Annotated in this window: 27 protein-coding genes and 1 tRNA gene; 16 read left to right on the plus strand and 12 right to left on the minus strand. The window is 61.8% G+C overall.

What is annotated here, in order from left to right; genetic code table 11:
- Positions 1 to 195: 195 nt before the first annotated feature.
- Positions 196 to 657, plus strand: coding sequence for a DUF1772 domain-containing protein (locus X733_RS145395; RefSeq protein ID WP_023669364.1), 462 nt, complete (start codon positions 196 to 198; stop codon positions 655 to 657).
- Positions 658 to 732: 75 nt separating this feature from the next.
- Complete coding sequence (locus tag X733_RS145390) at positions 733 to 1290, plus strand: hypothetical protein (protein WP_023815659.1); 558 nt, start codon at positions 733 to 735, stop codon at positions 1288 to 1290.
- A 43-nt stretch (positions 1291 to 1333) separates the two neighbouring features.
- Here the strand turns inward: X733_RS145390 and X733_RS145385 are convergent, their stop codons facing one another.
- Positions 1334 to 2248, minus strand: coding sequence for a LysR substrate-binding domain-containing protein (locus X733_RS145385; protein WP_023700544.1), 915 nt, complete (start codon positions 2246 to 2248; stop codon positions 1334 to 1336).
- 447 nt (positions 2249 to 2695) lie between these two features.
- Here X733_RS145385 and X733_RS1000000167270 point away from each other — a divergent pair, with 447 nt between their 5' ends.
- Positions 2696 to 3508: an AraC family transcriptional regulator gene (locus X733_RS1000000167270; protein WP_023819347.1), complete on the plus strand. Its 813-nt coding sequence runs from the start codon at positions 2696 to 2698 to the stop codon at positions 3506 to 3508.
- Positions 3509 to 3608: 100 nt separating this feature from the next.
- On the opposite strand, the gene X733_RS145380 is transcribed toward X733_RS1000000167270, so the two are convergent.
- Positions 3609 to 4121, minus strand: coding sequence for an outer membrane protein assembly factor BamE (locus X733_RS145380; RefSeq protein ID WP_023669368.1), 513 nt, complete (start codon positions 4119 to 4121; stop codon positions 3609 to 3611).
- A gap of 115 nt (positions 4122 to 4236) precedes the next feature.
- Here X733_RS145380 and X733_RS145375 point away from each other — a divergent pair, with 115 nt between their 5' ends.
- The 7 genes from X733_RS145375 to X733_RS145345 all read left to right on the plus strand — a co-directional run bounded on the left by X733_RS145375 (position 4237) and on the right by X733_RS145345 (position 9034).
- The gene (locus X733_RS145375) at positions 4237 to 4779 is read left to right on the plus strand and encodes a ubiquinol-cytochrome C chaperone family protein (RefSeq protein WP_023669369.1); all 543 of its coding nucleotides are present in this window, start codon (positions 4237 to 4239) and stop codon (positions 4777 to 4779) included.
- Positions 4780 to 4794: 15 nt separating this feature from the next.
- Entirely contained in the window at positions 4795 to 5343 is a 549-nt protein-coding gene (locus X733_RS145370) for a DUF177 domain-containing protein (protein ID WP_023730861.1), read from the plus strand.
- A 147-nt stretch (positions 5344 to 5490) separates the two neighbouring features.
- A complete protein-coding gene (gene plsX / locus X733_RS145365) occupies positions 5491 to 6561 on the plus strand; it encodes a phosphate acyltransferase PlsX (protein ID WP_023669372.1) in 1071 nt (356 codons plus the stop codon).
- A gap of 9 nt (positions 6562 to 6570) precedes the next feature.
- On the plus strand, positions 6571 to 7542 hold the full coding sequence (locus X733_RS145360; RefSeq protein WP_023669373.1) for a beta-ketoacyl-ACP synthase III: 972 nt from the start codon (positions 6571 to 6573) through the stop codon (positions 7540 to 7542).
- A gap of 104 nt (positions 7543 to 7646) precedes the next feature.
- Entirely contained in the window at positions 7647 to 7970 is a 324-nt protein-coding gene (locus tag X733_RS145355; protein ID WP_006201891.1) for an integration host factor subunit alpha, read from the plus strand.
- Between the two features lie 134 nt (positions 7971 to 8104).
- The gene (locus X733_RS145350) at positions 8105 to 8647 is read left to right on the plus strand and encodes a MerR family transcriptional regulator (RefSeq protein WP_023669374.1); all 543 of its coding nucleotides are present in this window, start codon (positions 8105 to 8107) and stop codon (positions 8645 to 8647) included.
- A gap of 84 nt (positions 8648 to 8731) precedes the next feature.
- Positions 8732 to 9034 carry a hypothetical protein gene (locus X733_RS145345; RefSeq protein WP_023669375.1) on the plus strand — a complete coding sequence of 101 codons (303 nt, stop codon included), beginning with the start codon at positions 8732 to 8734 and terminating at the stop codon, positions 9032 to 9034.
- Between the two features lie 73 nt (positions 9035 to 9107).
- On the opposite strand, the gene X733_RS145340 is transcribed toward X733_RS145345, so the two are convergent.
- Positions 9108 to 9377, minus strand: a complete 270-nt coding sequence (locus X733_RS145340) for a hypothetical protein (RefSeq protein WP_023669376.1) — start codon at positions 9375 to 9377, stop codon at positions 9108 to 9110.
- A gap of 415 nt (positions 9378 to 9792) precedes the next feature.
- On the opposite strand from X733_RS145340, the gene X733_RS145335 reads away from it, so the two are divergent.
- Complete coding sequence (locus X733_RS145335; RefSeq protein ID WP_023697438.1) at positions 9793 to 9996, plus strand: hypothetical protein; 204 nt, start codon at positions 9793 to 9795, stop codon at positions 9994 to 9996.
- A 191-nt stretch (positions 9997 to 10187) separates the two neighbouring features.
- On the opposite strand, the gene X733_RS08960 is transcribed toward X733_RS145335, so the two are convergent.
- Both X733_RS08960 and X733_RS145330 read right to left on the minus strand, forming a co-directional pair.
- Positions 10188 to 10379, minus strand: a complete 192-nt coding sequence (locus X733_RS08960; RefSeq protein ID WP_155924242.1) for a hypothetical protein — start codon at positions 10377 to 10379, stop codon at positions 10188 to 10190.
- 161 nt (positions 10380 to 10540) lie between these two features.
- Positions 10541 to 11155 (minus strand): hypothetical protein, encoded by a 615-nt coding sequence (locus X733_RS145330; protein ID WP_023819350.1) that lies wholly within the window; start codon positions 11153 to 11155, stop codon positions 10541 to 10543.
- A 296-nt stretch (positions 11156 to 11451) separates the two neighbouring features.
- Here X733_RS145330 and X733_RS145325 point away from each other — a divergent pair, with 296 nt between their 5' ends.
- Complete coding sequence (locus X733_RS145325) at positions 11452 to 11745, plus strand: helix-turn-helix transcriptional regulator (protein WP_023682373.1); 294 nt, start codon at positions 11452 to 11454, stop codon at positions 11743 to 11745.
- 77 nt (positions 11746 to 11822) lie between these two features.
- Here the strand turns inward: X733_RS145325 and X733_RS145320 are convergent, their stop codons facing one another.
- Entirely contained in the window at positions 11823 to 12275 is a 453-nt protein-coding gene (locus X733_RS145320; protein WP_023730864.1) for a cupin domain-containing protein, read from the minus strand.
- A 244-nt stretch (positions 12276 to 12519) separates the two neighbouring features.
- Here X733_RS145320 and X733_RS145315 point away from each other — a divergent pair, with 244 nt between their 5' ends.
- Positions 12520 to 12981, plus strand: coding sequence for a YbaK/EbsC family protein (locus tag X733_RS145315; protein WP_023819351.1), 462 nt, complete (start codon positions 12520 to 12522; stop codon positions 12979 to 12981).
- A 51-nt stretch (positions 12982 to 13032) separates the two neighbouring features.
- Here the strand turns inward: X733_RS145315 and X733_RS145310 are convergent.
- A tRNA-Pro gene (locus X733_RS145310) sits at positions 13033 to 13109 on the minus strand.
- Between the two features lie 143 nt (positions 13110 to 13252).
- Here X733_RS145310 and X733_RS145305 point away from each other — a divergent pair.
- Positions 13253 to 14221, plus strand: coding sequence for a glycosyltransferase (locus tag X733_RS145305; protein ID WP_023819352.1), 969 nt, complete (start codon positions 13253 to 13255; stop codon positions 14219 to 14221).
- Between the two features lie 47 nt (positions 14222 to 14268).
- Positions 14269 to 15252, plus strand: a complete 984-nt coding sequence (locus X733_RS145300) for a glycosyltransferase (RefSeq protein WP_023819353.1) — start codon at positions 14269 to 14271, stop codon at positions 15250 to 15252.
- A gap of 108 nt (positions 15253 to 15360) precedes the next feature.
- Here X733_RS145300 and X733_RS145295 read toward each other — a convergent pair whose 3' ends face one another.
- The 5 genes from X733_RS145295 to X733_RS145275 form a co-directional block, all read right to left on the minus strand.
- On the minus strand, positions 15361 to 16020 hold the full coding sequence (locus tag X733_RS145295) for an FkbM family methyltransferase (RefSeq protein ID WP_023734136.1): 660 nt from the start codon (positions 16018 to 16020) through the stop codon (positions 15361 to 15363).
- A 248-nt stretch (positions 16021 to 16268) separates the two neighbouring features.
- Positions 16269 to 17537, minus strand: coding sequence for an O-antigen ligase family protein (locus X733_RS145290; protein WP_023819354.1), 1269 nt, complete (start codon positions 17535 to 17537; stop codon positions 16269 to 16271).
- Complete coding sequence (locus X733_RS145285; protein ID WP_023689486.1) at positions 17534 to 19069, minus strand: undecaprenyl-phosphate glucose phosphotransferase; 1536 nt, start codon at positions 19067 to 19069, stop codon at positions 17534 to 17536. The genes X733_RS145290 and X733_RS145285 overlap by 4 nt, the downstream gene beginning before the upstream one ends.
- A gap of 85 nt (positions 19070 to 19154) precedes the next feature.
- Positions 19155 to 20285 carry a glycosyltransferase gene (locus X733_RS145280; RefSeq protein ID WP_023669389.1) on the minus strand — a complete coding sequence of 377 codons (1131 nt, stop codon included), beginning with the start codon at positions 20283 to 20285 and terminating at the stop codon, positions 19155 to 19157.
- Positions 20286 to 20292: 7 nt separating this feature from the next.
- Entirely contained in the window at positions 20293 to 20856 is a 564-nt protein-coding gene (locus X733_RS145275; RefSeq protein ID WP_023669390.1) for a polysaccharide biosynthesis/export family protein, read from the minus strand.
- A 264-nt stretch (positions 20857 to 21120) separates the two neighbouring features.
- Between X733_RS145275 and X733_RS145270 the strand changes: the two genes are divergently transcribed.
- Complete coding sequence (locus X733_RS145270; protein WP_023819355.1) at positions 21121 to 23337, plus strand: exopolysaccharide transport family protein; 2217 nt, start codon at positions 21121 to 21123, stop codon at positions 23335 to 23337.
- Positions 23338 to 23425 lie beyond the last annotated feature (88 nt).

Raw genomic sequence — 23425 nt, forward strand, 5'->3', positions numbered from 1 at the left:
TCTCACGGCACTTGATGTTTCCGACGCAATCGGAGGGCCGCATTGCCCAAAACATCGTTCCATCCTACCCAAGCCCGGACCGTTCGCCTGCTTTAATACCCCGGTCATTGGCCAGGACATTGCGATCGACGCGGTGTCGGGCTCGCCTCTGCGGCGATTTTGGCCAGGGAAACGACATTCGGGCAGGGAAAAGACATGGACATTTTCTTGATGGCGGCTTCGCTTGCGCTGGCTGGAATTATTGCCGGCATCTACGTCTCGGGTGTAATCCACGATTTTCGCATCGATGATCTTACCGCCGGCCAGTACATGGCCATGCATCAGATGCGCGACCGGACGTTTACCCGGGTGATGCCGTTCGTCAGGCTGACGACGCTGGTGCTGATCGCGGCGATGGCGATGTTTGCGGTCGATGCCGGCCTGCCGCGCATCCTGACCATCGTCGCCGCGGCGCTGGTGGTGATCGACATTGGCTTCACCGTCAGCCGTCAGGTGCCGCTCAACAAACAGGTGCAGAGCTGGACGCCGGTGACCATCCCCGATGATTGGGCGCAGACGCGCGACAGCTGGGCGGCCAACCACAATTTGCGCCTTGTGCTTGGACTGGCCGAATACGCCTGCCTGTTTGCCGCGGTCATCCTGACGCTCAGCCGGTGATTCAGTTTTTACGGAACGCCGCGGCATGGGTCGGCACTTCTGCCGGCCGCCGCCGTTGAAAACAGGAGTATTGCCATGCTGCATCACGCTTCATTCAACCCCCGCGATCCGCAGGCCGTCGCCAGCGTCCTTGCCGAAATGCTTGTCGCCACCGCGGTTCGTGCGCCGTCGCCGCCATTTCCTGAGGGCGCATGGTTTGTCTGCCTCGGCGACGATTTCGGCTCGCTGATCGAAATCCTGCCGTGCGGCACGGTTCTGGACCAGCAAGCGCCGCTCGGCATCGGCTTCGACCCGAACATGCGCCTGCGCTCCGGCTCGCATGTGCTGCTCAGCACGCCCAATTCGACCGAAACCATCCAGGGCATTGCCGCCCGCATGGGCTGGCATAGCGAGCTGATCGATGCCCGCCTGTTCAAGGTGCTCAAGGTCTGGGTCGAGGACGAAACCCTGGTCGAATTCCTGACGCCCGAGATCGCACCGCTATACCGCGCGACATTCGCCTGGGGCGGCATGGCGACACTCGACGCCAAGCTGCGCGAGCTGGAGAGCCAGATGGCGGCAGCGCTTGCCGCCAAGGCGGCGAACCAGTCGGGCCGCAAGGATGAGCAACTGGCCGATACGATGAGTCCGTGAGCCCCGACGCCTTCCGATGAGAGCTCCTGGACGGCCGCCGAGGTCAACCGGCGCCGGTGTTGTCGCCGGCTTCCGCCTTCAGCCAGTTGATGAACGATCTGGCAGGCTCCCAGGCGGAGATGGACGGGTGGACGACGACGTAGTGGTTCCAGTTCGTCGGTATGTCCGTCGTCAGGAGGCGGACGAGCCTGCCGGTCCGCAAATCGCTCTCGACCAGCGACTTCCTCGCGATAGCGACGCCCAGACCGCTCGCCGCCGCTTCGACCGCCAACAAGGTGCCATTCAGATTCATGCCGTCGCCAACCGTATCCAGCGGCAGATTGTTTCTCTCGAACCAGTGGCGCCAATTGGCGCCGCTCTCGTCATTTTCGGCCGTCGTGTCGAGGATGCGGAACAGTCGCAGCACATCGTGCTGGTCTCTGACCGGGCCGTTGGCGGCGAGATAGTCGGGACTGACGACAGGAAAGATCGCATCTGCCATCAGCCATTCGGTCTCGACGGCCGGATAGTGTCCGCCGCCGAAACGCAATGCGATGTCGACTGTTCGCTGCGAAAGGTCGACGACTGCAAGATCCGCATTGATGTCGATCTCTGTTTCGGGATGCTTTTTGCGAAACCTGTGCAGGCGCGGGGCCAGCCAGCGTACGGCATGCGAAGGAATGGCAGTGACCCTCAGCCTCGTGCGCTCGTTGCGCGCGACACTCGCGACCGTGCTCTGGATTTCCAGCAATGCGCGTCGCACGCCCGCGGACAATCGTTCGCCTTCAAGCGTTAGTTCGACGCGGCGGACATGGCGGGTGAACAGAAGCACGCCGAGATCGGCTTCGAGATCGGCGATGCGGTGGCTGAGCGCGCTTGGCGTAACATTCAGCTCATCGCCGGCGCGCTTGAAGCTGCCCAGCCGGGCAATGACCTCGAAAGCCCGAATGGATTCCAGTTGTGGAAGCCGTCTTGTCATCTGCCGTTACCCTATCCTGCCCCTGGGTTTCTTAGCATGAATGAACTAAGCTCATCCATAGCTTCGTAAATAGTCTTTTGTCCAAGTGCGCAAATCATTGTAGCCATCCACTGCCCCCCGATTGCCGCCGTCGGAATGAGAGGCCGTTCATGGAACGAGCCTCGACTACGAACGACAGTGAAATGAAGACAATCGCTTGGGAGTACCCCATGACTATTCGACCCCCCGAGTTTGCGCATGCGCGCTTTTCGACCGCCATGTGGCCGCGAGCGGAATGGCGAAACGTCTATTGCGACCTGTTGCGCCGGATGGTGACCGACATGGATTTTAACGTCACGGAGGAAAAGCTCTCCGTCGACGCGACCATCCTGCGGCTGCCGGGCGTCGGCATTGCCGATTCGAGGACCACCNAGGACCACCGCCTTCCGCACCATCCGTTCCCGCGCCATGGCCAAGGGGACCGATGATTACATTTTCTTCATGTGTCTGGAGGGCGCTGCCACCTTCTCGCATCTCGGCCGCGAGGCCAGCATCGAGGCCGGCCAGGCAATCCTTCTGTCCTCCTCTGATCCGCATGTGATCGAGCGGGCGATGTCGCATCATCTCTTCATCACCATCCCCAAGGCAGCGCTCGGGCCCATGGCTGCGAATGCGGATGCCGCCCTGATGACGCCGATGTCATGCGTGGGCGAAAAGTTCTTGCTGCTGACCAGCTATGTCCGTCTGCTGATGCAGGAGCCGAACCTGGCCGCGTCCGAATTGCGCTGGCTTGCCGCCAAGCACATACAGGACCTTATCGCGGTCGTGGTCGGGGCAACGCAGGACGCCACCGAGGTCGCCGCAGGCCGCGGCATACGCGCCGCGCGGCTTCGCGCCATCAAAGCCGATATCGAAAGCAATCTGGCTTTCGGCGATGTCGGGTCGGACGCGCTGGCCGGGCGCCACCGCGTCAGCGCGCGCTATATCAGAAAGCTGTTCGAGGGTGAGGGTACCTCGCTGTCGCAGTTCGTGCTTGGCCGGCGGCTGGCGCTGGTTTGCAGCAAGCTATCCGACCTGCGCCTGGCACACCGCACCATCGGTGCCATCGCCTTCGACGCCGGCTTCGGCGATCTCTCGACCTTCAACCACGCCTTCCGCCGGCATTTCGGCATGACGCCTTCGGAAGCGCGGCAGAGTGCGGCTGTGCACCGCGCCTCGCTGGAGCCCGGCGGCCGAACAGGCCACGCGCGGCAAAGCGCGACGGGTGTTGCGGCCGCATAACCTCAAAACAAAAGCCCGCAGGATCGCTCCCGCGGGCTTTTGGTCGCCTGAGATGGTGTCGCTTCGGGGGAAGCAAAAATCTGAGGAAGGCGGTCGCTTCTTAGGCGCCGCCGCCAGGAATGGGGGGCGCCAGCTTGCTGGCGCCTTTGATGATCTGGCTGAGGAAGTTCTGGTCCTTGCCGCCGGTCGGCGTGGTGCGCGAGATGAAGTCGAAAATCTTGCCGTCCTTCAGACCGTAATTGGCAATCTGGGTGACGCGCCCGTCCTCGCCAAAATAGACCGCGAGCACTTTCTGGTCGACCAGGCGCGGCTTGTCGAAAGCGACATAGCGCTTGCGCGTCTGCGAAATGTAATAGAACGCCTCATTGTCGAAGGTGGCTTTCGTCGATGGCGTGCCGAGCGCCAGAAGCACCTGTTCGCGGCTGGAGCCCACCGGCACCGAATCGACCGCCTGCTGGTCGATAACATAGCCCTGCGTCAGCGTCTCGCTAGGGTTAAGGTCGCCGAACATCTTGGACGAATTGCAGCCCGACAGCGCGGAAGCCACCAGCACCAGCGAAACCGCGGCGGTGGCCCCAGGCAGAAAAGTCGACTTGAATTTCAGCGCGCGCAACAACAACTCCATTAGCTGGCCGCAACTTGCGCTGGGCGGCAAAACCGGTAAACCAGCTTGCTTGCCGATGCAACAAGGCCCATTCAAACAATCGGTCCCCAGGAGACCACCCTCAATGTTCCAGCGCCTTTTTGGCCGCGAACGCAACGCCAACCGCGCTATCACCGAGGCGCTTTACGCACAAATCGTGGCGGCGGCGCGGCAGACCGTGTTTTATTCCCACTGGAATGTGCCGGATACGCCGCTCGGCCGTTTCGAGATGCTGTCGCTGCATATGTTCCTGTTTCAGCACCGGCTGCGCGGCGAAGAGGGCGTCGCGCATGAGGTCGCGCAGGTGCTGATCGACGAGTTCTTTCTCGATGTGGAGCATTCGCTGCGGGAACTGGGCGTTGGCGATGTCGGCGTGCCCAAGCGCATGAAGAGGCTGGCCAAAATGTTCTACGGCCGTACCGCCGCCTATGACGACGCGCTGGAACGCAGCGATCGCGACGCGCTTGCTGCCGCCCTGGCGCGCAATGTCAGGCCCGATGCCGGCGCCTGGCCGCAAGCCTTGCCGCTGGCGTCCTATGTAATCGATGCCGCAAGGCAGCTTGAAGCACAGCCGTCCGAATCGATCGTTTCCGGTGCCGTGGCGTTTCCCGTCGCGAAAGCGGAGTGAGGAGGGGAGACCAAGATGAAACATGTGGACACGCCTAGCCCGGTCTCATTCGCGGCCAATGTCGGCCGCCTGCCGCACAAAGGTTTGCAGGTGGTGATCGACGCCGACGCCGCGCAGCGCGCAACGCTTGCGCGCGAGCACGAGCTGCTTTCTGTCGAAAACTACCGTGCTGAGCTTTTGGTGGCGCCGTGGAAGCGCAATGGCGTCAAGGTCAGCGGCCGCGTCGAGGCTGATATCACCCAGGCCTGCATCGTCACCCTTGAGCCGGTCGCGGCCCATATCGACGAGGAGGTCGAGGCGCTGTTCCTGCCCGAACAATCCAAACTCGGACGGCAAGGTTTCGAAGGCGGCGGCGAGATCCTGCTCGACGCCGACGGGCCAGACGGCCCGGAAACATTCTCCGGCGACACGATCGACGTCGGCGCGCTCGCCGAACAGTTCTTCGGGCTGGCGATCGATCCTTATCCGCGCAAGGCAGGCGCCTCGCTCGATGCCGCCGGCCCGAACGAGTCCGTCGAGAATGAATTCCAGCAAAAGCTGCGATCCTTGCTTGGAAAATCCTAAAACACAAAGCGATCGGAGAAAAGCCGGTTGTGCGGCAGCCCAAAACCGCTATTTTCGCCGAACCTTCGCGAGCCCCCGAATTTCGCGAGTTTCGTATTTCTTTCGCGGGCCATGTGCCCTGGCCCAAGCTAGTGAGATAAAGACCGCGTGATCAGGATTTCCATCGATGCCATGGGTGGCGATCACGGGCCAAACGTGGTCATCCCGGCACTCATGACGGTCGCCGTCAGGCGTCCCGACATCCGCTTCGTCATATATGGGCGCGAGGAATTGGTGCGCCCCGAACTCGCCAAATTTCCCAAACTGGCCGAGGTCAGCGAGTTCCACCATTGCGAAGTCGCGGTCAGGATGGACGACAAGCCGAGCCAGGCGCTGCGCCACGGCCGCTGGAAGTCGTCGATGTGGAAGGCTGTCGAAGCAGTCAAGAGTGGCAGCGCGCAGGCCTGCATTTCGGCCGGCAATACCGGCGCGCTGATGGCGATGTCGAAATTCTGCCTGCGCACGATGGCGACCATCGATCGTCCGGCGATCGCGGCGATCTGGCCCACGATGCGCGGCGAGAGCGTGGTGCTGGATGTCGGCGCCACCATCGGCGCCGATGCGCACCAGCTGATCGACTTTGCCATTCTCGGCACCGGCATGGCGCGCTCGGTGTTCGGCATCGACCGGCCGAAAGTCGGCCTGCTCAATGTGGGCGTCGAGGAGATCAAGGGTCAGGAAGAGGTCAAGGAAGCCGGGCGCATGCTGCGCGAGGCCAACATGGCCTCGATGAATTATCATGGCTTCGTCGAGGGTGACGACATCGGCAAGGGCACGGTCGACGTGGTCGTCACCGAAGGATTTGCCGGCAACATCGCGCTCAAGACGGCAGAAGGCACTGTGCGCCAGATCTCAGGCTATCTGCGCGCCGCGATGAACCGCACGCTGATGGCTAGGATCGGCTATGTCTTCGCCAAGGGCGCTTTTGACCGCCTGCGCGAAAAGCTCGATCCGGGCCGCTCCAATGGCGGCGTTTTCCTGGGTCTGAACGGCATCGTGGTAAAGAGCCATGGCGGCGCCGATTCGGACGGTTTCGCGGCGGCCATCGAGCTTGGCTACGACATGGTGCGCAACAATCTGATCGACCGCATCGAGGCCGATCTCGACCTGTTCCATGCGCGCAACCCGCATGCCCAGGCAAACAGGAAATCCGACGCCACCGTCGACGAAAAGGAATAGGAAAGAGCTTTGATCAGATCAGTCGTGCGCGGCACCGGTGCTGCGCTGCCCCGCCGCATCATGAAGAATGCCGATTTCGAAGGCATGGTCGAGACCTCGGACGAGTGGATCGCCCAGCGCACCGGCATCCGCCAGCGTCATATCTCCGCTGATGACGAGACGACGGCGTCGCTGGGCGAGGCGGCGGCGCGCGCAGCGCTCGACAATGCTGGTCTTACGCCTGCCGACATCGACCTGATCGTGCTGGCGACCTCGACGCCCAACAACACCTTTCCGGCGACCGCCGTCGAGATCCAGAACCGGCTCGGCATGCATCACGGCTTTGCCTTCGACCTGCAGGCGGTGTGCTCGGGCTTCGTCTATGCGGTGACCACCGCCGACCTCTACATCAGAGGCGGCCTCGCCAAGCGCGTGCTGGTGATCGGCGCGGAGACCTTTTCGCGCATCCTCGACTGGAGCGACCGCTCGACCTGCGTGTTGTTCGGCGACGGCGCCGGCGCGCTGGTGCTGGAAGCGGATGAGGGCACCGGCGGCATTGCCGACCGTGGCGTGCTGGCGATGAGCCTGCGCTCCGACGGCGCCCACAAGGACAAGCTTTTCGTCGATGGCGGTCCCTCGACCACCGGCACGGTCGGCCATCTCAGGATGGAAGGCCGCGAGGTGTTCAAGCACGCCGTCGGCATGATCACCGACGTTATCGAGGCGACGTTTTCGCAGGCCGGCATAACCGCCGACGACCTCGACTGGTTCGTGCCGCATCAGGCCAATAAACGCATTATTGACGCTTCGGCCAAGAAGCTCGGGATTGCTGAGCAAAAGGTGGTGGTCACCGTCGATTTGCACGGTAACACCTCGGCTGCTTCCGTGCCGCTGGCGCTTTCGGTGGCTGTCGCCGACGGTCGCATCAAGAAGGGTGATCTCGTGCTCCTGGAAGCGATGGGCGGCGGCTTCACCTGGGGCGCGGTTCTCGTTCGCTGGTAAGTGCCGAACGGTCCGGTTTCGGTCCTTGACCTTGCCGGATCAATTACTTAGGCTCTGCCTTTACCTGTATCGATTTATGGTTTTTGAACTGATGGGACGGTCGCATGGGGGGAAAGACACTTACGCGCGCCGACCTTGCCGAAGCTGTTTACCGTAAGGTCGGCTTGTCACGCACTGAATCGGCAGAACTCGTCGAAGCGGTGCTGGACGAAATCTGTGAAGCCATCGTACGCGGCGAGACGGTGAAGCTGTCGTCCTTCGCCACCTTCCACGTCCGTTCCAAGAACGAACGCATCGGCCGCAATCCCAAGACCGGCGAGGAAGTGCCGATCCTGCCGCGCCGGGTGATGACCTTCAAGTCGTCGAACGTGCTGAAAAGCCGTATCCTGCGCTCGCACCAGAACAGCAAGGCCAAGGGCGGCAAATAGGTTCTGCCGCAGGCTTCGGTTGAAAACGCCGGGCCGTTTTGACGCCGGGCTTGAATATTGTTTCATAAACCGCTGAAATGATACCCGATTCGGCAGACTGGGCCGGATCGCCGTCCAGCGTGAGGATTTCGCCCATGGACAAGAGCCCCGACGCTTTCCGCACCATCAGCGAGGTCGCGGAGGATCTCGATCTGCCGCAGCACGTGCTGCGCTTCTGGGAAACCCGTTTCAACCAGATCAAGCCGATGAAGCGCGGCGGCGGCCGCCGCTACTACCGGCCGCAGGATGTCGAACTGATCAAGGGCATCCGCCACATGCTCTACGACCAGGGTTACACGATCAAGGGCGTGCAGAAACTGCTGCGCGAGAACGGCAACCATTTCCTGGTCGCCATCGGCAATGGCGACATGGCTGCCGTCGAAGCGATCTCGCAGCGCAGGCAGGCCGATCAGGTGCCGCTGACGCCAGCCGCCCAGCCGCGCGGCATGGATGACGAGATGCTGGTCGGTCAGCCCAAGGTAAAACCCAGCCGCCGCTTTTTCGGCCTGGGCAAGACCGAGGAGGAAGGTCCGGTCCAGCCCGGCGCATCGAAACTGTCGCGCGACAACCGGGCCTTGCTGCAGGAGGCGCTGTTTGACCTCCTGGAGTGCAAGCGCCTGCTCGACCAGGTGCGCTAACCTTTCCGCTGTCTCGGGCAAGCAGACCGGAACCGGTTCTGCGGCCATGCGTTTGGCCTTCTCTCAAAAAGAAGGAAAACAATCATGGTATCGCTTTCGACCCTCTCCGATCTCGATCTCGAAAAGCAGGTCGCGACCCTTTCCAAAGAGCTCGCCGCGTTGCGCAAAGTCGTGGCCAAACGCGGCGGTGCTTACTACGAGGACGGGCGCGATGCCGCTTCGGACTATTATGGGCAGCTTGCCGACCTTGTCAGCGATGCGTTGCCGGCGATCAGGAAGCAGGGCAGGGCGATCGAAAAGACGGCGCGCGATCGTCCGGCAACAGCCGCTGCTGTTGGGTTGGTCGTGGTCGGCCTTCTCGCCAGCCTGTTGCTCAGCCGGCGCTAAAACAATTCACGAAAACAAAAAGAAAATGGCGGCCGTCCCGCGGACGACCGCCATTTCCCTGATCTGCGGCCGATTACTTGGCGAGCTTGATCTTGGCCTGCGGCGAAACCTGCGCGGTCTGGCTGCATTTGCCATAGACAGTGCCATTCTTGTCCGTGGCGTCGGTATAGGTGCCTTTGCACTCGATCGAGAGCACCAGGCAATGCCCAGAGCCCTTGCAAACCGCGCCGCCGTCGCCCGTGGGATGCGTGCCGTTGGCGAAAGCCGAGGTCGGAACGGAAGCCGAACCGAAGGCCGAGACGATGAGGGCCGCGGCGAGCGTGATGCGCTTGAAGTTGGTCATTTGAGCATTTCCTTCTCTGGATCGAGGATCGCCACCATGGCGTCCTTCTGTGTTGGGATCGCCTTCTCGGCGTCCATGCCGGGTTAGTGCGGCCTCCAAAGCAAAGGTTCATGCGTGGTTCGAATTTTCTTCGCGTTTTTTTGCGACGTTGATTTTTTAGCCTTCGCCAACGGACGGCGCCTGGCGGGGCCGGGCATCGATCATGCATTTCGCGTGAAGTACGCTGACGTAGCAGCGCGGCATCCCATGCGAAGGTCACACCGTGGCGTGCCCAAATGGCCGGCCAAGACCGAGTCCGCGCCCGGCTCTTGTCAGGTGGCGGCAGCAGTCATTGCCGCCACTTGGCACCGCGCTTTCTGCCACTCCCGGCTGCGACTATAACGCCAGTCCAAAGGTACCGGCGGAGGAGACGGGCGTGGTCGCAAATTACATCGACGAGTTCATCATGTTCTGCGCTGGGCTGTGGATGACAGGCGTTGGTTTTGGGCTGCTCCAAAGTCCTTTTCAGGCCCAACAAGGTCAGCAGCCATGGTGGCTGCAGGTCGCGAAGCATTTCAAATGGATGGGACCGCTTTTGATTTTGATCGCAATAGTGCTCGCGTTCGCGGCGCCGTCCTAGCGGGTTCCGACGGCATTGAGAGACCCGTGGTGTCCTGCAGCTGGCAACCTGTGGTTGCTCGCATTCTGACGCATGGGCGCCATCCAATCCTGCCTTCAGCTTTTCCACGTGTCGCCTGGCAAAAACCAACGGGAAGGCGGCCTTGGCGAGGACTCCAGGGCCAGCCTTCCCGTTGGGCAAGTCGGCCCCTGTCAGGCCTTCTTGGCCTCCACCTTGTTGTGGTGGTGGTGGTGATGGCGGTGATGCTTCTTGTGATGATGATGATGATGGTGGTGATGCTTCTTGTGCAGCGGTGCTGCGTCGGCGCTGCTGGCGCCGATGAGGGGCAGAGAGACAGCCAGGGCAAAAGCCAGCCCGAGAGCCGACAGGAGGGACTTCTTCATGACTTCGTTTCCTTTTCTGCGCGGGCTGAATTTGGCCGTCACCGAGCAAGATCGGTGCCGGTGAACCCCGCAGTCATGACTATCGCCTCCGAACTTTTCGACAGTTTTTCCGGACTGTAGAATTTTGTTTCTGGATTGTGTCTGGCGGCTTCGTCGGCAACTTACATCGGCGGAATGACGCCGTTGGTGCCGACAACGACCCGGCCCGCGGTTAGCTTGCCGTCACTGCCGCGCTCGGCGTTGACGAACACCACAGCGCCAGGCTTGAGGTCGGCGGGCGTCGCCGGCGCGAAGGTCACCACCGGCGTCGTCTGCGGGATCGCGATCTGCTTTTTCTGGCCATTGTCGTAGGTCAGCGTCACCGTGCGACCTGCAATCTCGGTGACATCGGCGACCGTGCCGTTGGTCATCCGGCTGTTGGGCTCGAGATCCCACGGGCGGTCGCCTTCGCCGGCGCCCTTCAGCGCGGCCGGGAAGATCACCACCTCAAGCGCGCCGCTGCCGCCATCGGCCTTCGAAACAGAGGCAATGCCGAGGAAATCGCCTTGCTTGATATCCCCGGCATCCGCCTTGGCGACGCCGGAAATCTTCCACCCTTCAGCCAGCGCGATGGCGTCGGTAGCGCCTGCGCGGGTCTTCACCGTCAGCGTCGCTCCGGCAAAGGCGGTCACCGTGCCGCGAATGCGCACGGCCTCGGCGGCTTGCGCCGCGACCATGCTCGCGCCAGCGAGGCCTGAAATCGTGGCGAGCACGATGGCTGATGTCTTGAATGTCATGGATCTGATCCTCTTGGGAAAAGCTGGCCCGATGCGGCTGCCAGCAACATCAGGCTAACGCGCGAGCGGCGCAAAACCGCTGAACACTTCGGCGTGCGGCCCTTCAAAAGAACTTGATTGGGAGATCGGGGCGGAGATCCTATATGTGCCCTGGCGCCTGCGGTTTTGACGCCGGTTCACGACGCTGTGACGGTCGGTTTGGGCCTTGGCAAATCGCCGTCAAGCGGGCATTGTCCCGGCTCTCAGGCAACACCCTATCATTTGATCCAAAACTCTTTAGCCCCATGGAGTTGCCAATGCCCCAAACTGCAAAACACGAACCCTTCTCCAGGCTGGCGGCCGATGTTGCGGCCGACGTTGCGCTCGAGCACCCCGGCCTCAAAGCCATCCGGGAGACAAAGGGATACAGTATTGAAGAGCTTTCCCTGACCTGCGGTCTGTCGACCAGCGAGATTGCCGACATAGAGAGCGGCAAGGACACCGATCCGACAAAACTTCGCCGGATCGCCGCAGCATTGCAATTGCCGGAAACGGCCCTGATCGATGCCCCGGCGCCCACGGCGCCTGTGGAAAACCGGTCCGTTTCATAAACAACGGCCAAGCGTCGTTCAACAAGCCCGCCATGGTTTGCCCTGGCGGGCTTGTTGCATTCGCCCAACGGCGAATGTCACTTCTTGCTCGGATCGTCCGCCGGGTTGACGTAGGTGATCGCGAACGGCCCCTCGCCATGAACCTGGACGATCGTAGCGCTTGTCGTCCAGGCGTAATGGTTCATTCCCTGTGGGGCTACGCCGAAGCCGCCGGCGGTCAGTTCGATGCCCTTGGTCTCGTCGAGCTTGTCGCCCATGCCGATATGAAAATTGCCGGAAATCACCGTCACATATTCCGAGGTGGGATGGTTGTGCGCGGCAATCCTGTAGCCGGCCGGCAGCTTCAACCGCAGCACGTAGATGCCATCTTTCGAGGGGTCCCCGGCGATGACAGCCATGTCCGCGCCGGCGGGCAAGACAGCAGGAGCAGGGCCCCATTTGATGGCGTCCGCGTTTATCGGCATGTCGTCGGCAAGCAGCGGCGCCGTCCCGATAAGCAGCAGCGCCAGAGCCGAGGCGAGCTTGAGCATGATGATCTCTCCGGTTGGTCGTGGGAGCACAGCATCACCGCCGGCCCTGATCCATTGCGACCTACCAAGGCAGCAGCCCGAACACATCTCCCGCACGGGGGATGCGCCTTGCGTTGCTGACATGCGGCGCGACCCGCCTGGCCTGGTATCGCTGCAGCCGTCGAGGGGCGGGGAGGTTGCCGCCGACCGAGCGTGAAGCTATCCAGTGTGAACGCTAACCGTTTTCGAATGGGACAATGCCGAGATGAGCCTTGAATCCGTGCGCGCCTTCCTGGCTGCCCATGCGCCCGATGTCGAAGTGCTCGTCACCGAAGCGAGTTCCGCGACGGTGGCGCTGGCGGCTGAGGCGCATGGCGTGGAGCCGGCGCAGATCGCCAAGACCATCTGCCTGCGCGTCGGCGGTGAGACCATGCTGATCGTGGCCGGCGGCATGTCGAGGCTCCACAACCGCAAATTCAAGGACCGTTTCGGCGGCAAGCCGCGCATGCTTGACGCCGACGAGGTTGTCGCGATTACCAGCCATCCCGTCGGCGGCGTCTGCCCATTCGGCCTGCCGGCGCCGCTGCCGGTCTATTGCGACGTCTCGCTGCGCGCCTTCGATGAAGTCGTGCCCGCGGCCGGCGCCACCAACGCCGCGGTGCGGCTGAGCCCAGAGCGCATGGCACAGATTGTCGGCGCCGAATGGGTCGACGTCTGCCAAGGATGAATGTTGGTGATTTGAGAAGCAGGACCTTTGGGGGCAAGTCCTGTCTAAAAATGGTCGGAGTGGCCGGATTCGAACCGACGACCCCTTGACCCCCAGTCAAGTGCGCTACCGGGCTGCGCTACACTCCGGACCGCGCAAAGCCATATATTTTCAAGGGGTATGGTGCAAGCGCTAAAACGGCGCGCCGGGCCTGAAAGTCGCCAGCATTCGGCCTTGTCGCCGCAACGCCAAGGCGATATGGCTCGCGCAGTATCGATACGAAGGATTGCGCGTGGCAAATTCCTGTTTTTTTCTGGCGGCCGACGCCAATTATTTTCCGTATGCATGCTTGGCGGCGCGCAGAATTCTGGATGTTTCGGGAGACGCAACGCCAGGCTTCATCCTGCATGTCGGCGCACGTGATGCCGATATGCGTGTTGCTGAACGCCTGCTGAAGAACCGTCTTCGCATAATGGACGTTTCGGGGCTGTTTGCGGAGGCTGGCCATACTTTCCGGCCAAGCAATGTCGGCACTTTTGTTCGGCTTTTCGCCGACCAACTGCCTCAGTTCGCGGACTATGACCGCATCGCCCATGTCGATTGTGATGTTCTGTTCAATCGAGATATCGCCGACCTGGTGAGCCAGACACTTCATGCTCCGTTGTTGGCCGCTCACGACGATTACATGTATTTCCGCCCGGGCTATCGGAACAAACTGTCGATGCAGCCGGGGGCGCCTTATTTCAACGCCGGCATCATCGTCTTCAACATGCCGCCGGTGCGTCAACAGGGACTTTTGCACCGCGCCAGAGATGTTGCCGTTGCCGGGCAAATGAACGATCAGAACGCGCTGAACATCGTCTTCGAGGGCAAGTGGCAGACGATGCACCCGAACTGGAATTTGATGTCCAACGATACGAAGGAGTTTCGGTTCGCCCAAGCCTATGCGCGGCATTTCGCCGGCGGCAAGCCATGGGGGAGCCAGGTCGACGTGGAGCCCGAGGCGCTTGCCGTCTGGCGCGATCTGGCAAGGGATACGCCGTGGCTTGAGCCCTTCCGGCAGCGTATTCCCTTCGAGCGGGGCGTCATGAGGCGGTTCGCCCGCAGGTTCGACGGTATCATGGGGATGTTGCCGAACAAGGACCGGTATCGGCGGCGCGCACGGTACGACGGCAGCAAGGTGCATAAGATATATGCCGAGCATGCTGACGCCGGGGCGATGGCTGTGCAGTTTCCGGAAGTACTCGGTGGTTTCGCCTGAGACCCGCAACGGAGCTCTCGCGAGTGGGTCAGGCAACAGGTTGTAGCATGCCGCAAAAATCGTGTTTCTTTTTCGCCACCGACCAGAGGTATTTCCCGTATGCCAGCCTGGCGGCGCGCCGCGTGCTGAATGTGTCGGACCACCTCGACGGCTTTATTTTGCACACCGGTGTCATCTCCAACGAAGACCGAGCTATCGGAGAGCGTCTGCTCGGTGGGAAGATCCGCATCCTGGATGTCACGAAATTCATGGAAGCGACAAACTTCAACCGCGGAACGCACCCAACCCTTGCGACCTACATCAGGCTGTTTGCCGATCAATTGCCGGAGTTCGAACCATATGACCGCATCGCCTATTCCGACGCCGATGTGCTTTTCAACAGATCGATAGAAGACCTCTGCAACGTCCCGCTCAACGCTCCGCTGCTGGCCGCACACGACGAGCAGACCTATTTCGACGTAAAGTATCGACAGCATTTGCCGATGCAGCCAGGGGCGCCGAAGTTCAATGCCGGCGTGCTGGTGTTCAACATGCCGCTGGTCAGGCAGGAGGGGCTTCTGGAGCGTACGCGGCTGTCGGCATCCGAGCACGTCTACGGAATGGATCAGGGCGCACTGAACGTGGCCTTTGAGGGCCGGTGGCAGACGATGCATCCGTTCTGGAACGTGATGACCAACTACACCAGCCAAATTCCGTTCAGCAAGTGCTACGCTCGCCATTTCGCATGGGGCAAGCCTTGGGACCGTCCGCCGATCGGTGTCGAGGTCGGCGCCATGGCGATCTATCGTGATCTGGCGAAAGGCACGCCCTGGGCCGGCCGTTTCAACAGCAACTGGCCGATCAAGAGAGGCATATTGAAAAACCTCGGCCGCAAGTTCGACGCCATCAGCGGGATTTTGCTGAACGACGAGAAGCGCAAGCGACGGGCGCGGTTCGACGCCGAAAAGGTCAGCGCCATCTTTGCCAGCCATGCGGACAATTCGATGTTGGCCGTGCAATACCCCGAACGGGTAGCTGGCATAGCCAGATAGAACTTGACGCTCCGCCGGACGCGGTTCCTCCCGCCAATCTTCCTCGATAAGTCTATTGCCTCGCTGGTTGATGCCCTCCGGCTAGCACGCTCAAGGCCGAGCCGATACTTAGCTCCAATCCAGATTGATGTTGCGGATGCCTTCCTGCGCGATCCGGCCCCGCAGCTTGCCGATCCGGTCGGCCAGGTCTGGCGAGAACCGTTCATGTGTCTCGACCAGGATTTGTCCAATCGAACGGTGAATGCTGGCGTCCAGCATGGCTTCGATGCATTCCGCTTCGGCCCCTTCTATGTCCATCTTGACGATGGCGATCGGCTCATGGAGACCTTGCAGGAACTGCACCAGGTCAACCACCTCAACTTCAAAGCTTTTCCCGTTCGTGTGTTCGTGTGTCTGGATCAGGGACGACGATTCGGTCCTGCGGAGATCGCTGACGTCCGGCCTCTGATGGAATGTGGCCGCTCGCGCTGATCCACCAACAGCCTTCGGAATGATCGTCACCCGGTCGTTGTTGCCAAACCTTTTCGTCAAAATCTGGCGAGCAACAGGGTCAGGCTCGAAAGCAATCACCCGCATCCCATAGGCTAGTACATGTCCCGTGACGTCGCCAATATTGGCGCCGAGATCGATGAACAGACTATCGGCGGGAAGCTTTTTCATAAGCTGATGGAAGTCGTATTCGGCCTGCCGCACACGCCGCGGGGGCCTGTGCCATCGGCGATACGCGTACCAGCGCAGCATGAATTCGAAATAGCTTTCCCTCAGCATAACCACGCCCGTCAGATTAGTGGCGCCCACCAACCCGGAATATTATCCAGCCCGGCAAGCACGCCAACTCAATTGGAATTTTGTCAGTCGCGTTTAGCGACGTTTTCCCACCATCACAACATAAATGCGCCGCCGGCAACCGTGCTCAATTCGACCAGGGGTTGGAGCAAGCAGATCAAAGCCTGCGAGGGCCTGCACAACCCCGGTATTGGCGTGCCCGGCTGTTCCTGTCCTTTAGGATTACTCGGCTACCTCGGTTGCGCCACCGCCCGCAACCCGCGCTGATGCCTGTATTCCAGCGCGATCGCGCCCCAGATCAGGCCGAGCAGCAGGTAGACATGGCGCCAGTGGTCGATATCGATGAATGTGCCGAGCCCGATATTGCCGATGAAAGCGACGTAGGCGCAGAGCAGATAGGGCTGCCACGGCCGGTCGCGCAAAAGGATGCGGAAGCCGGCCGCGATCGTCCACAGCGTCAGCGACAGAAACGAGACGAAGCCGAGCCAGCCATAATCCATCAGCGTCTTCAGCCAGATGTCGTGCGTGTCTTCGCCGAAAATGGTGCCGAACACCAGCGGGCCGATGCCGAGCGGATGTTCGAGCGCCATCTCGAAGCCGATCGTGTAGCGGGCAAAGCGGCCAAGGCGCGCCGTGTCGTAGCTCTGTTCGAGCTGGGCGCGGCTGGAAAACATCTCGCCGACGCCGGGCAGCTGCAGGATGACGACCATGGCGACCACCAGCAGGGTGACGGCGGCAATGCTCATGATGATGACGCGCAGCCGGAACTTGCCGCTGTTGCTTTGCAGGAACAGGGCGCCGGTGAGCAGGATGGCCGAGACGGCGAACATGCCCCAGGCGCCGCGCGAGAAGGAGAAGAAAATGCCGGCGGTGATGATCAGCAGCGGCACCGCCAGAAGCGGCATGCGCGCGATCGAGCCGGTCAACAGGAGATAGAGCAGATAGATGCCGGGCAGCACCAGGAACGGCCCGAACACGTTCGGATCCTGGAAGGCGCCCTGGGCGCGGTCGTATCTGGTGAAGATTTCAGCGCCCGGGAAAGCGTGGAAATAGCCGGCAATGCCGAGCAGCGAGGTCACCAATGCGGAGACGACATAGGCGATGAAGATCAGCCGGTAGAGGCCGGGCTGCACCGCAGTCACCGACGAGAAGAACACCGCGGTGAAAGCGAGAAAAAGCGACACGGCGAGATAGAGCGGTGTGTTGGCGAGATCGGCCATCTGCGTCATGGCAATCATGCCGCCGATGTTCATCGTGATCAGCAGCACGAGCAGCGGCGCGGCGGCACGCGATATGCGCAGTCCAAACAGCCCCCACACCGCGATCAGCCCGACCATGAAAAGATCGTAAGGCGCCGGCTCGTCGATGACGAAGCCTGACAGGAAGACGCCGAAAAACACCGCGCCCGACGATATCAGCGCGATCAGCTTGGCATTGACCGCCGAGGGCGGCAACTTGTTGACCGCAGCCTGCGACAAATCATGGGAAATCGCGCTCAATAGGCGTTTTCCGTGTTGAGCAGCCGCAGCGGCGTCATGAGCAGGATGCGCAGATCGAACAGCATCGACCAGTTCTCGATGTAATAGAGGTCGTATTCCGTGCGCATGCGGATCTTCTCATTGGTGTCCATCTCGCCGCGCCAGCCATTGATCTGCGCCCAGCCGGTGACGCCGGGCTTGACCTTGTGGCGGGCGAAATAGCCGTCGACCACCTCGTTGTAGAGAAGGTTGTGCGACTGCGCGGCAATCGCATGCGGGCGCGGGCCAACCAGCGACAGCGTGCCGAACAGCGAGTTGAAGAACTGCGGCAGCTCGTCGATCGAGCTCTTGCGGATGAAGCGGCCGACGCGGGTGACGCGCGGATCGTTCTTGGTCACCGTCTGCTTGGCGGTCGGGTCCGAGCGATCGGTATACATGGAGCGGAATTTGTAGACTTCGACGATCTCGTTGTTGAAGCCGTGCCGCTTCTGCTTGAACAGCACCGGACCCTTGCTGTCGAGCTTGATGGCGATGGCAGTCGCCAGCATCACCGGTGAAAACAGGATGATGCCGATCAGCGAGAAGACGATGTCGAAGGCGCGCTTGGCGACCGAATCCCAGTCGTTGATCGGCCTGTCGAAGATGTCGAGCATCGGCACCGAGCCGATGTAGGAATAGGCGCGCGGGCGAAACTGCAAAGCGTTCGAATGCGCCGAGAGCCGGATGTCGACCGGCAGCACCCAGAGCTTCTTCAGCAGCTGCAGCACGCGCGTTTCGGCAGTCAGCGGCAGCGACACGATCAGCATGTCGATGCGCGCGATGCGAGCGAATTCCATCAGCTCCGAAATGGTGCCGAGCTTGGGATAGCCGGCCACGATCGGCGGCGAGCGCTTGTCGCCGCGGTCATCGAAGATACCGCAGATGCGGATGTCGTTGTCTGGCTGCTTCTCGACCGAGCGGATCAGCATCTCGGCCGCCTTGCCGCCGCCGACGATGACGGCGCGGCGTTCCATGCGGCCGTTGCGCGCCCAGCGCCGGATCAGCTTCGACATCACCAGCCTGAGGCCGAACAGCAGAAGCAGGCCGACGACAAACCAGGTGCCGAACAGCAGACGCGAATAATCCTCCGACATTTTCATGATGAAGGCCGTCAGCGCCATCAGCGCGAAGGTGCCGGCCCAGACCATCAGCACGCGGCCGAGATTGGAGATCGGTCGCATCAAGGCGGAGATCTGGTAGCAATCGCTGACGTCGAGCAGCACCACGGCCACGAATGACGCCGCGGCAATGGTCAGCGGATATTGCCAGGCGAGATAGTTGAAGAAGCCGACAAAGTGGAAGTAGAGCGCGAGCCCCGACAGGAACAGCAAGCCGAATTCGACGATGCGCAATACGCCGCTGACCATGACCGGCGACATCGTATCGCGCCGGTATTGCGAGGCGACCTGGCGGGCAACACTGTTCATGCCGCCGGGCGTGGGGCTCTCGGCAGGACTGTCGAATTTGCGCACCGCATCGGCCGAAAAGCGGCGCGTGGGGTCGGTCTCGTTCATCGGGTTTCCCACAAGCTTCCGCGATGACGATAGCAGAAAGAGAGCTAAAAAAACCTTGAGACAACTTGTGGTTTTGGAGGGTCGTCTATCTGTTAAGCGCGGCGAAATAGGCCTTTTCGATTTCGGCGGCCATCACATCGGCGCCGAATCGCGCCTTGAGGCTGGCCGTATCGGGCATGACGCGCCGGTAGGCGTCGAGATCGCGCAGCGCTTCACCCACCTTGTCGCCGAGTTGGCGCGGATCGGGACGGATCAGGGCAGGGGATCCCTCACCGAAGATTTCGGGAATGCCGCCGACGGCCGTGGCGATCATCGGCCTGCCGGCCGCTAGCGTCTCCAGAACGATATAGGGCATGGCTTCCGCGCGGGAGGGGACGACGACCAGATCGGCCAGCGAAAATGCCTCCCTGGCTGGCATAGGCGGCAAGAAGCGGACCTGTTTTTCGAGGCCCAGCCGTTTCACCTGCGCATGGTAGCGCGGCAGGTCGTCGCCATCGCCGACCATGACCGCGGTCAAGCGGCGCTCAAGCTGGGACCCGGCCAGCACCAGCGCCTCGATGAAAATGTCAGGCCCTTTGAGGTCGCGCATCATGCCGATGTAGAGCAGGTCGGCTGCGTCGGGCTGTGCGACCACCGGTTCGAACTCGGCGGCGCGCAGGCCGTTATAGACCAGCGTGTTCGGGATAGGCGGTTCGCCGACCTTCTTGCGATAGGTGCGCCGCTCATAGTCGGAGACGAACAGCAGGCAGTCGGTGAAGCGCGCCATGAAGCGCTCGAGCGCGAAGAACAGCTTCCCGGTCGTCGTCGTTTCGTCATAGTGGAGGGAGCCGCCATGCGGCGAATAGAGGCGGGCTACGCGAGACCTAGATACCCGCAACAATGAGCCGAACAGACGGGCATAGGCGCCACCTTTGGCGCCGTGCCCGTGCAACACGTCCGGCCGCAATTCCTTGATGATTCGATAGGTACGCCAGGCCGAGGCGAAGTCGCCCGGCCCGACATGGCGCTGCATCGGCGTGCGATGGATGCCGAGCGCCAGGCTGTCCTTCATCTGGTCGAACAGGCGTTCCTCGTATTCGCCGCCGGTGGTCGAATCGCAGACGATGCCGACAACATGTCCGGCGGCGAGCTGGGCCTCCGTCAGGTCGCGCACATGCCGGAAGATCCCGCCGACGGGTGAGCGAAAGCAGTGGACGATCCTGAGCTGGTCCGCCACGTTGATGTCAGAACAGGCGTTCGCGAACGTAGACCGTGTCGCCCGGCAGCAGCGGATCGGAGGTAACCACCCGGCCTGTCATCACCTTGCCGTTGATGTCGCGGGTGATGTCGACGCTTTCCTGGTTGGCGCGCGGCGAGAAACCGCCGGCAATCGCGATGGCCTTCTGCACGGTGAGGCCCGGCACGTAGGAATACTGGCCGGCGGCGCCCACTTCGCCCATGACGAAGATCGGCCGGTAGCGATCGATCTCGACCGACACGTCGGGGTCGCGCAGATAGCCTTGGCGCAGTTTGTCGGCGAGCGCTTTTTCCAGCTGCTGGGCCGTGTGGCCGCGCGCCGGCACCGCGCCGACCAGCGGGAAGGACATGTAGCCGGACTGATCGACACTGTAGGTGTTGGTCAGACCGTCCTGTTCGAACACGGTGACGCGGACACGGTCGCCGGCGCCGAGCCGATAGGGCTGGTCGAGTACCTCGTGGAAGGCCGCCGGCGTCGGCCGGTAGCTGGAGCAGCCGGCGAGCATCGACACGGCCAGCAGAGCGCGAAACAGACCAGCAGCGCTTTTCATGATCGGACACACACCTTCGTCGCTATGGCCGCCAGGACACGGCGGCAAACCTTAAGGATCTGGGTTCGTTATCATCCTGTTAGGGTTAATGGCCGGTAAAGGGACGCGGCCGATTTGGCGGCAATCGACAAAAAGCCGTATAGTTTTGCTGGCTTTGTTTACCGGATGTCAGCAAACCCTAACAGCTGCTTACCGCGATCTTAACGGCTGAGTTACCATAGTTGTTTACGCTACCATCTAGCCTCATGTCCGGAGCAGGAATGCATGTCCGACCAGTCCGCGGCCGCAGATGTCGATGTCGACCTGAGACAGCTCTTCGCCAGCCTGGCGCGGAACTGGCTGCGCATTCTTGTGATCACGCTTCTCGTCACTGGTCTCGCCTTCGCGTTCGCGTGGCTTGCCACGCCGCATTATAAGGCCACGACGCAGCTGAAAATCCAGTTGAGCGAATCGGCCTATACGCGGCCTGCCGGCACCAATGAAGACGACAAACCTGTGCTCGATGCGGAAGGTGTAGCAACCGAGGTTCAGGTCATTTCCTCGTCCGACATTCTCAAGCAGGTGGCTGCCGACCTTAAGCTGGGCGACAAGCCCGAGTTCAACTATGCGCTCGGCATGTCGCCGGTCACCCGGCTCCTGGTCATTGCCGGGCTGAAGAGCGATCCGGAAGAAATTCCGCTCGAAGAGCGCGTGCTGACGAAGATGCGCGACAAGCTCAATGTTTATGGCGTGGAAAAGACCCGCGTCATCGCCGTCGAATTTTCCTCTGAAGATCCCCAGCTTGCCGCTGACATTCCGAACGCCATCGCCAAGGCCTACCTGGCCTATCAGGCGGACGCCAAGACCAAGTCGAACGCCGCCGCGACCGCCTTCCTCGGGCCGGAAATCGACGATCTGCAGAAGCAGGTCAGGGATGCAGAGGCCAAGGTCGCGGCCTTCCGTTCCGCCCAGTCGGACCTGTTGATGGGCGGCAACAATTCGGTGCTGGCGACACAGCAATTGTCCGAGCTATCGACCGAACTGTCGCGTGTGCGCGCCAGCCGCGCTTCGGCCGAGGCGACGGCCGAAAGGGTGCGCCAGGCTTTGCAGAATGGCGGTTCGCTGGACGCTGTACCCGAAGTGCTGTCTTCCGATCTGATCCAGCGGCTGCGTGAGCGTCAGATCGAGCTCAGAACCAACATCGCCGATCTTTCCACCACCTTGCTCGACAACCATCCCCGCCTGCGGGCGATGAGGTCGCAGCTTGCCGATCTCGACGGCCAGATCCGCAACGAAGCGCAAAAAATCATGCGCGGGTTGCTGACGCAGGCGCAGACCGCCCAGGCGCGCGAAAACCAGCTGATATCGGACGTCAACAAGCTGAAAGCGGCGTCGTCGCGGGCCGGCGAGGAGCAGGTCCAGCTGGATGCGCTGCAGCGCGAGGCGAACGTCCGGCGCCAGCAGCTTGAATCCTATATGGCGAGCTTCCGCGAAGTGTCCTCGCGCAAGAATTACCTGCCGGTCGATGCCAGCGTGTTTTCCGAGGCGCGCGTGCCGTCGGAACCCTATTTCCCCAAGCTCGTGCCGATCGTCGGCGCCGCCTTAGTCGGCTCGCTGCTGCTGATGTCGGTCATCACGCTGCTGCAGGAGCTGTTTTCCGGCCGCGCCATGCGTCCGGCCCCAGGGGCGCGCTTCGAGCGTATCGAGCAGGTTGCGATGTCGGCAATGTCGGCGCCGGTCGTCCACCCGGAACCGGCTCCTGAGGTCGTGGAAGTGGACGATCAGCCGACGACCGTGGAGTCTGAACTGGTGCCAGAGCCCGAGCCGGCTCCTTCAGTGCTGGAAGGAGCAGCGGCTGCCGATCCAGAACCGCAATCCGAACCCGAGCGGGTACGCTCCAGCCTTGGCGAGATCGATGTCGAGAAGGCGGCGGAAAAGCTGATCGCCAGCGGTGCTGCGCGCGCCATCTTCGTGTCGCCCGAAGGCGATGAGGCGGCTGCATCGGCAGTGCTGGTAGCGCGCGAAGTCTCCGACGCTGGCCTGCGTGTGCTGCTGCTCGATCTCACGGCGTCAGGTGCCGCCTCGCGGCCGATGCTGGACAGCGGACTTTTCCCCGGCATCACCAATCTGCTGGCTTCGGAAGCGCAGTTCAGCGACGTCATTCACGCTGACCTCTATTCCGACTGCCATGTCGTTCCCGTCGGCACCGCCGATCCGGTTCGCGCCATGCGCGCCGCCGACCGGCTGCCGATCATCATGCAGTCGCTGACCACCGCCTATGATCTGGTCATTGTCGAATGCGGACCGGCCGATGCGCAAGGCATCAGCCGACTGGTCGGCGACAGCACTGAGGTCTTCATGTCCATGCTGCAGGCGGACGATGAGGTGGCGCAGGCCGCCGTCGAGCTGATCGAAAGCGGCTATCCCGACCTCACTCTGGTGACGCCGATCGGCCACGAGACGCCGGGTAACCCCGTGCCGGGACGACGTAGCGCCGCCTGAGACATCAGACAATTCGACTTAGGCGGCGCTACTACGGATCGGCTCGTCCATCGCCCGCCGGCTCCCGAAAAACCAAGCCTGTCAGTCG

The organism is Mesorhizobium sp. L2C066B000 (assembly GCF_000502335.1).
In the GTDB taxonomy this organism is placed as follows: domain Bacteria; phylum Pseudomonadota; class Alphaproteobacteria; order Rhizobiales; family Rhizobiaceae; genus Mesorhizobium.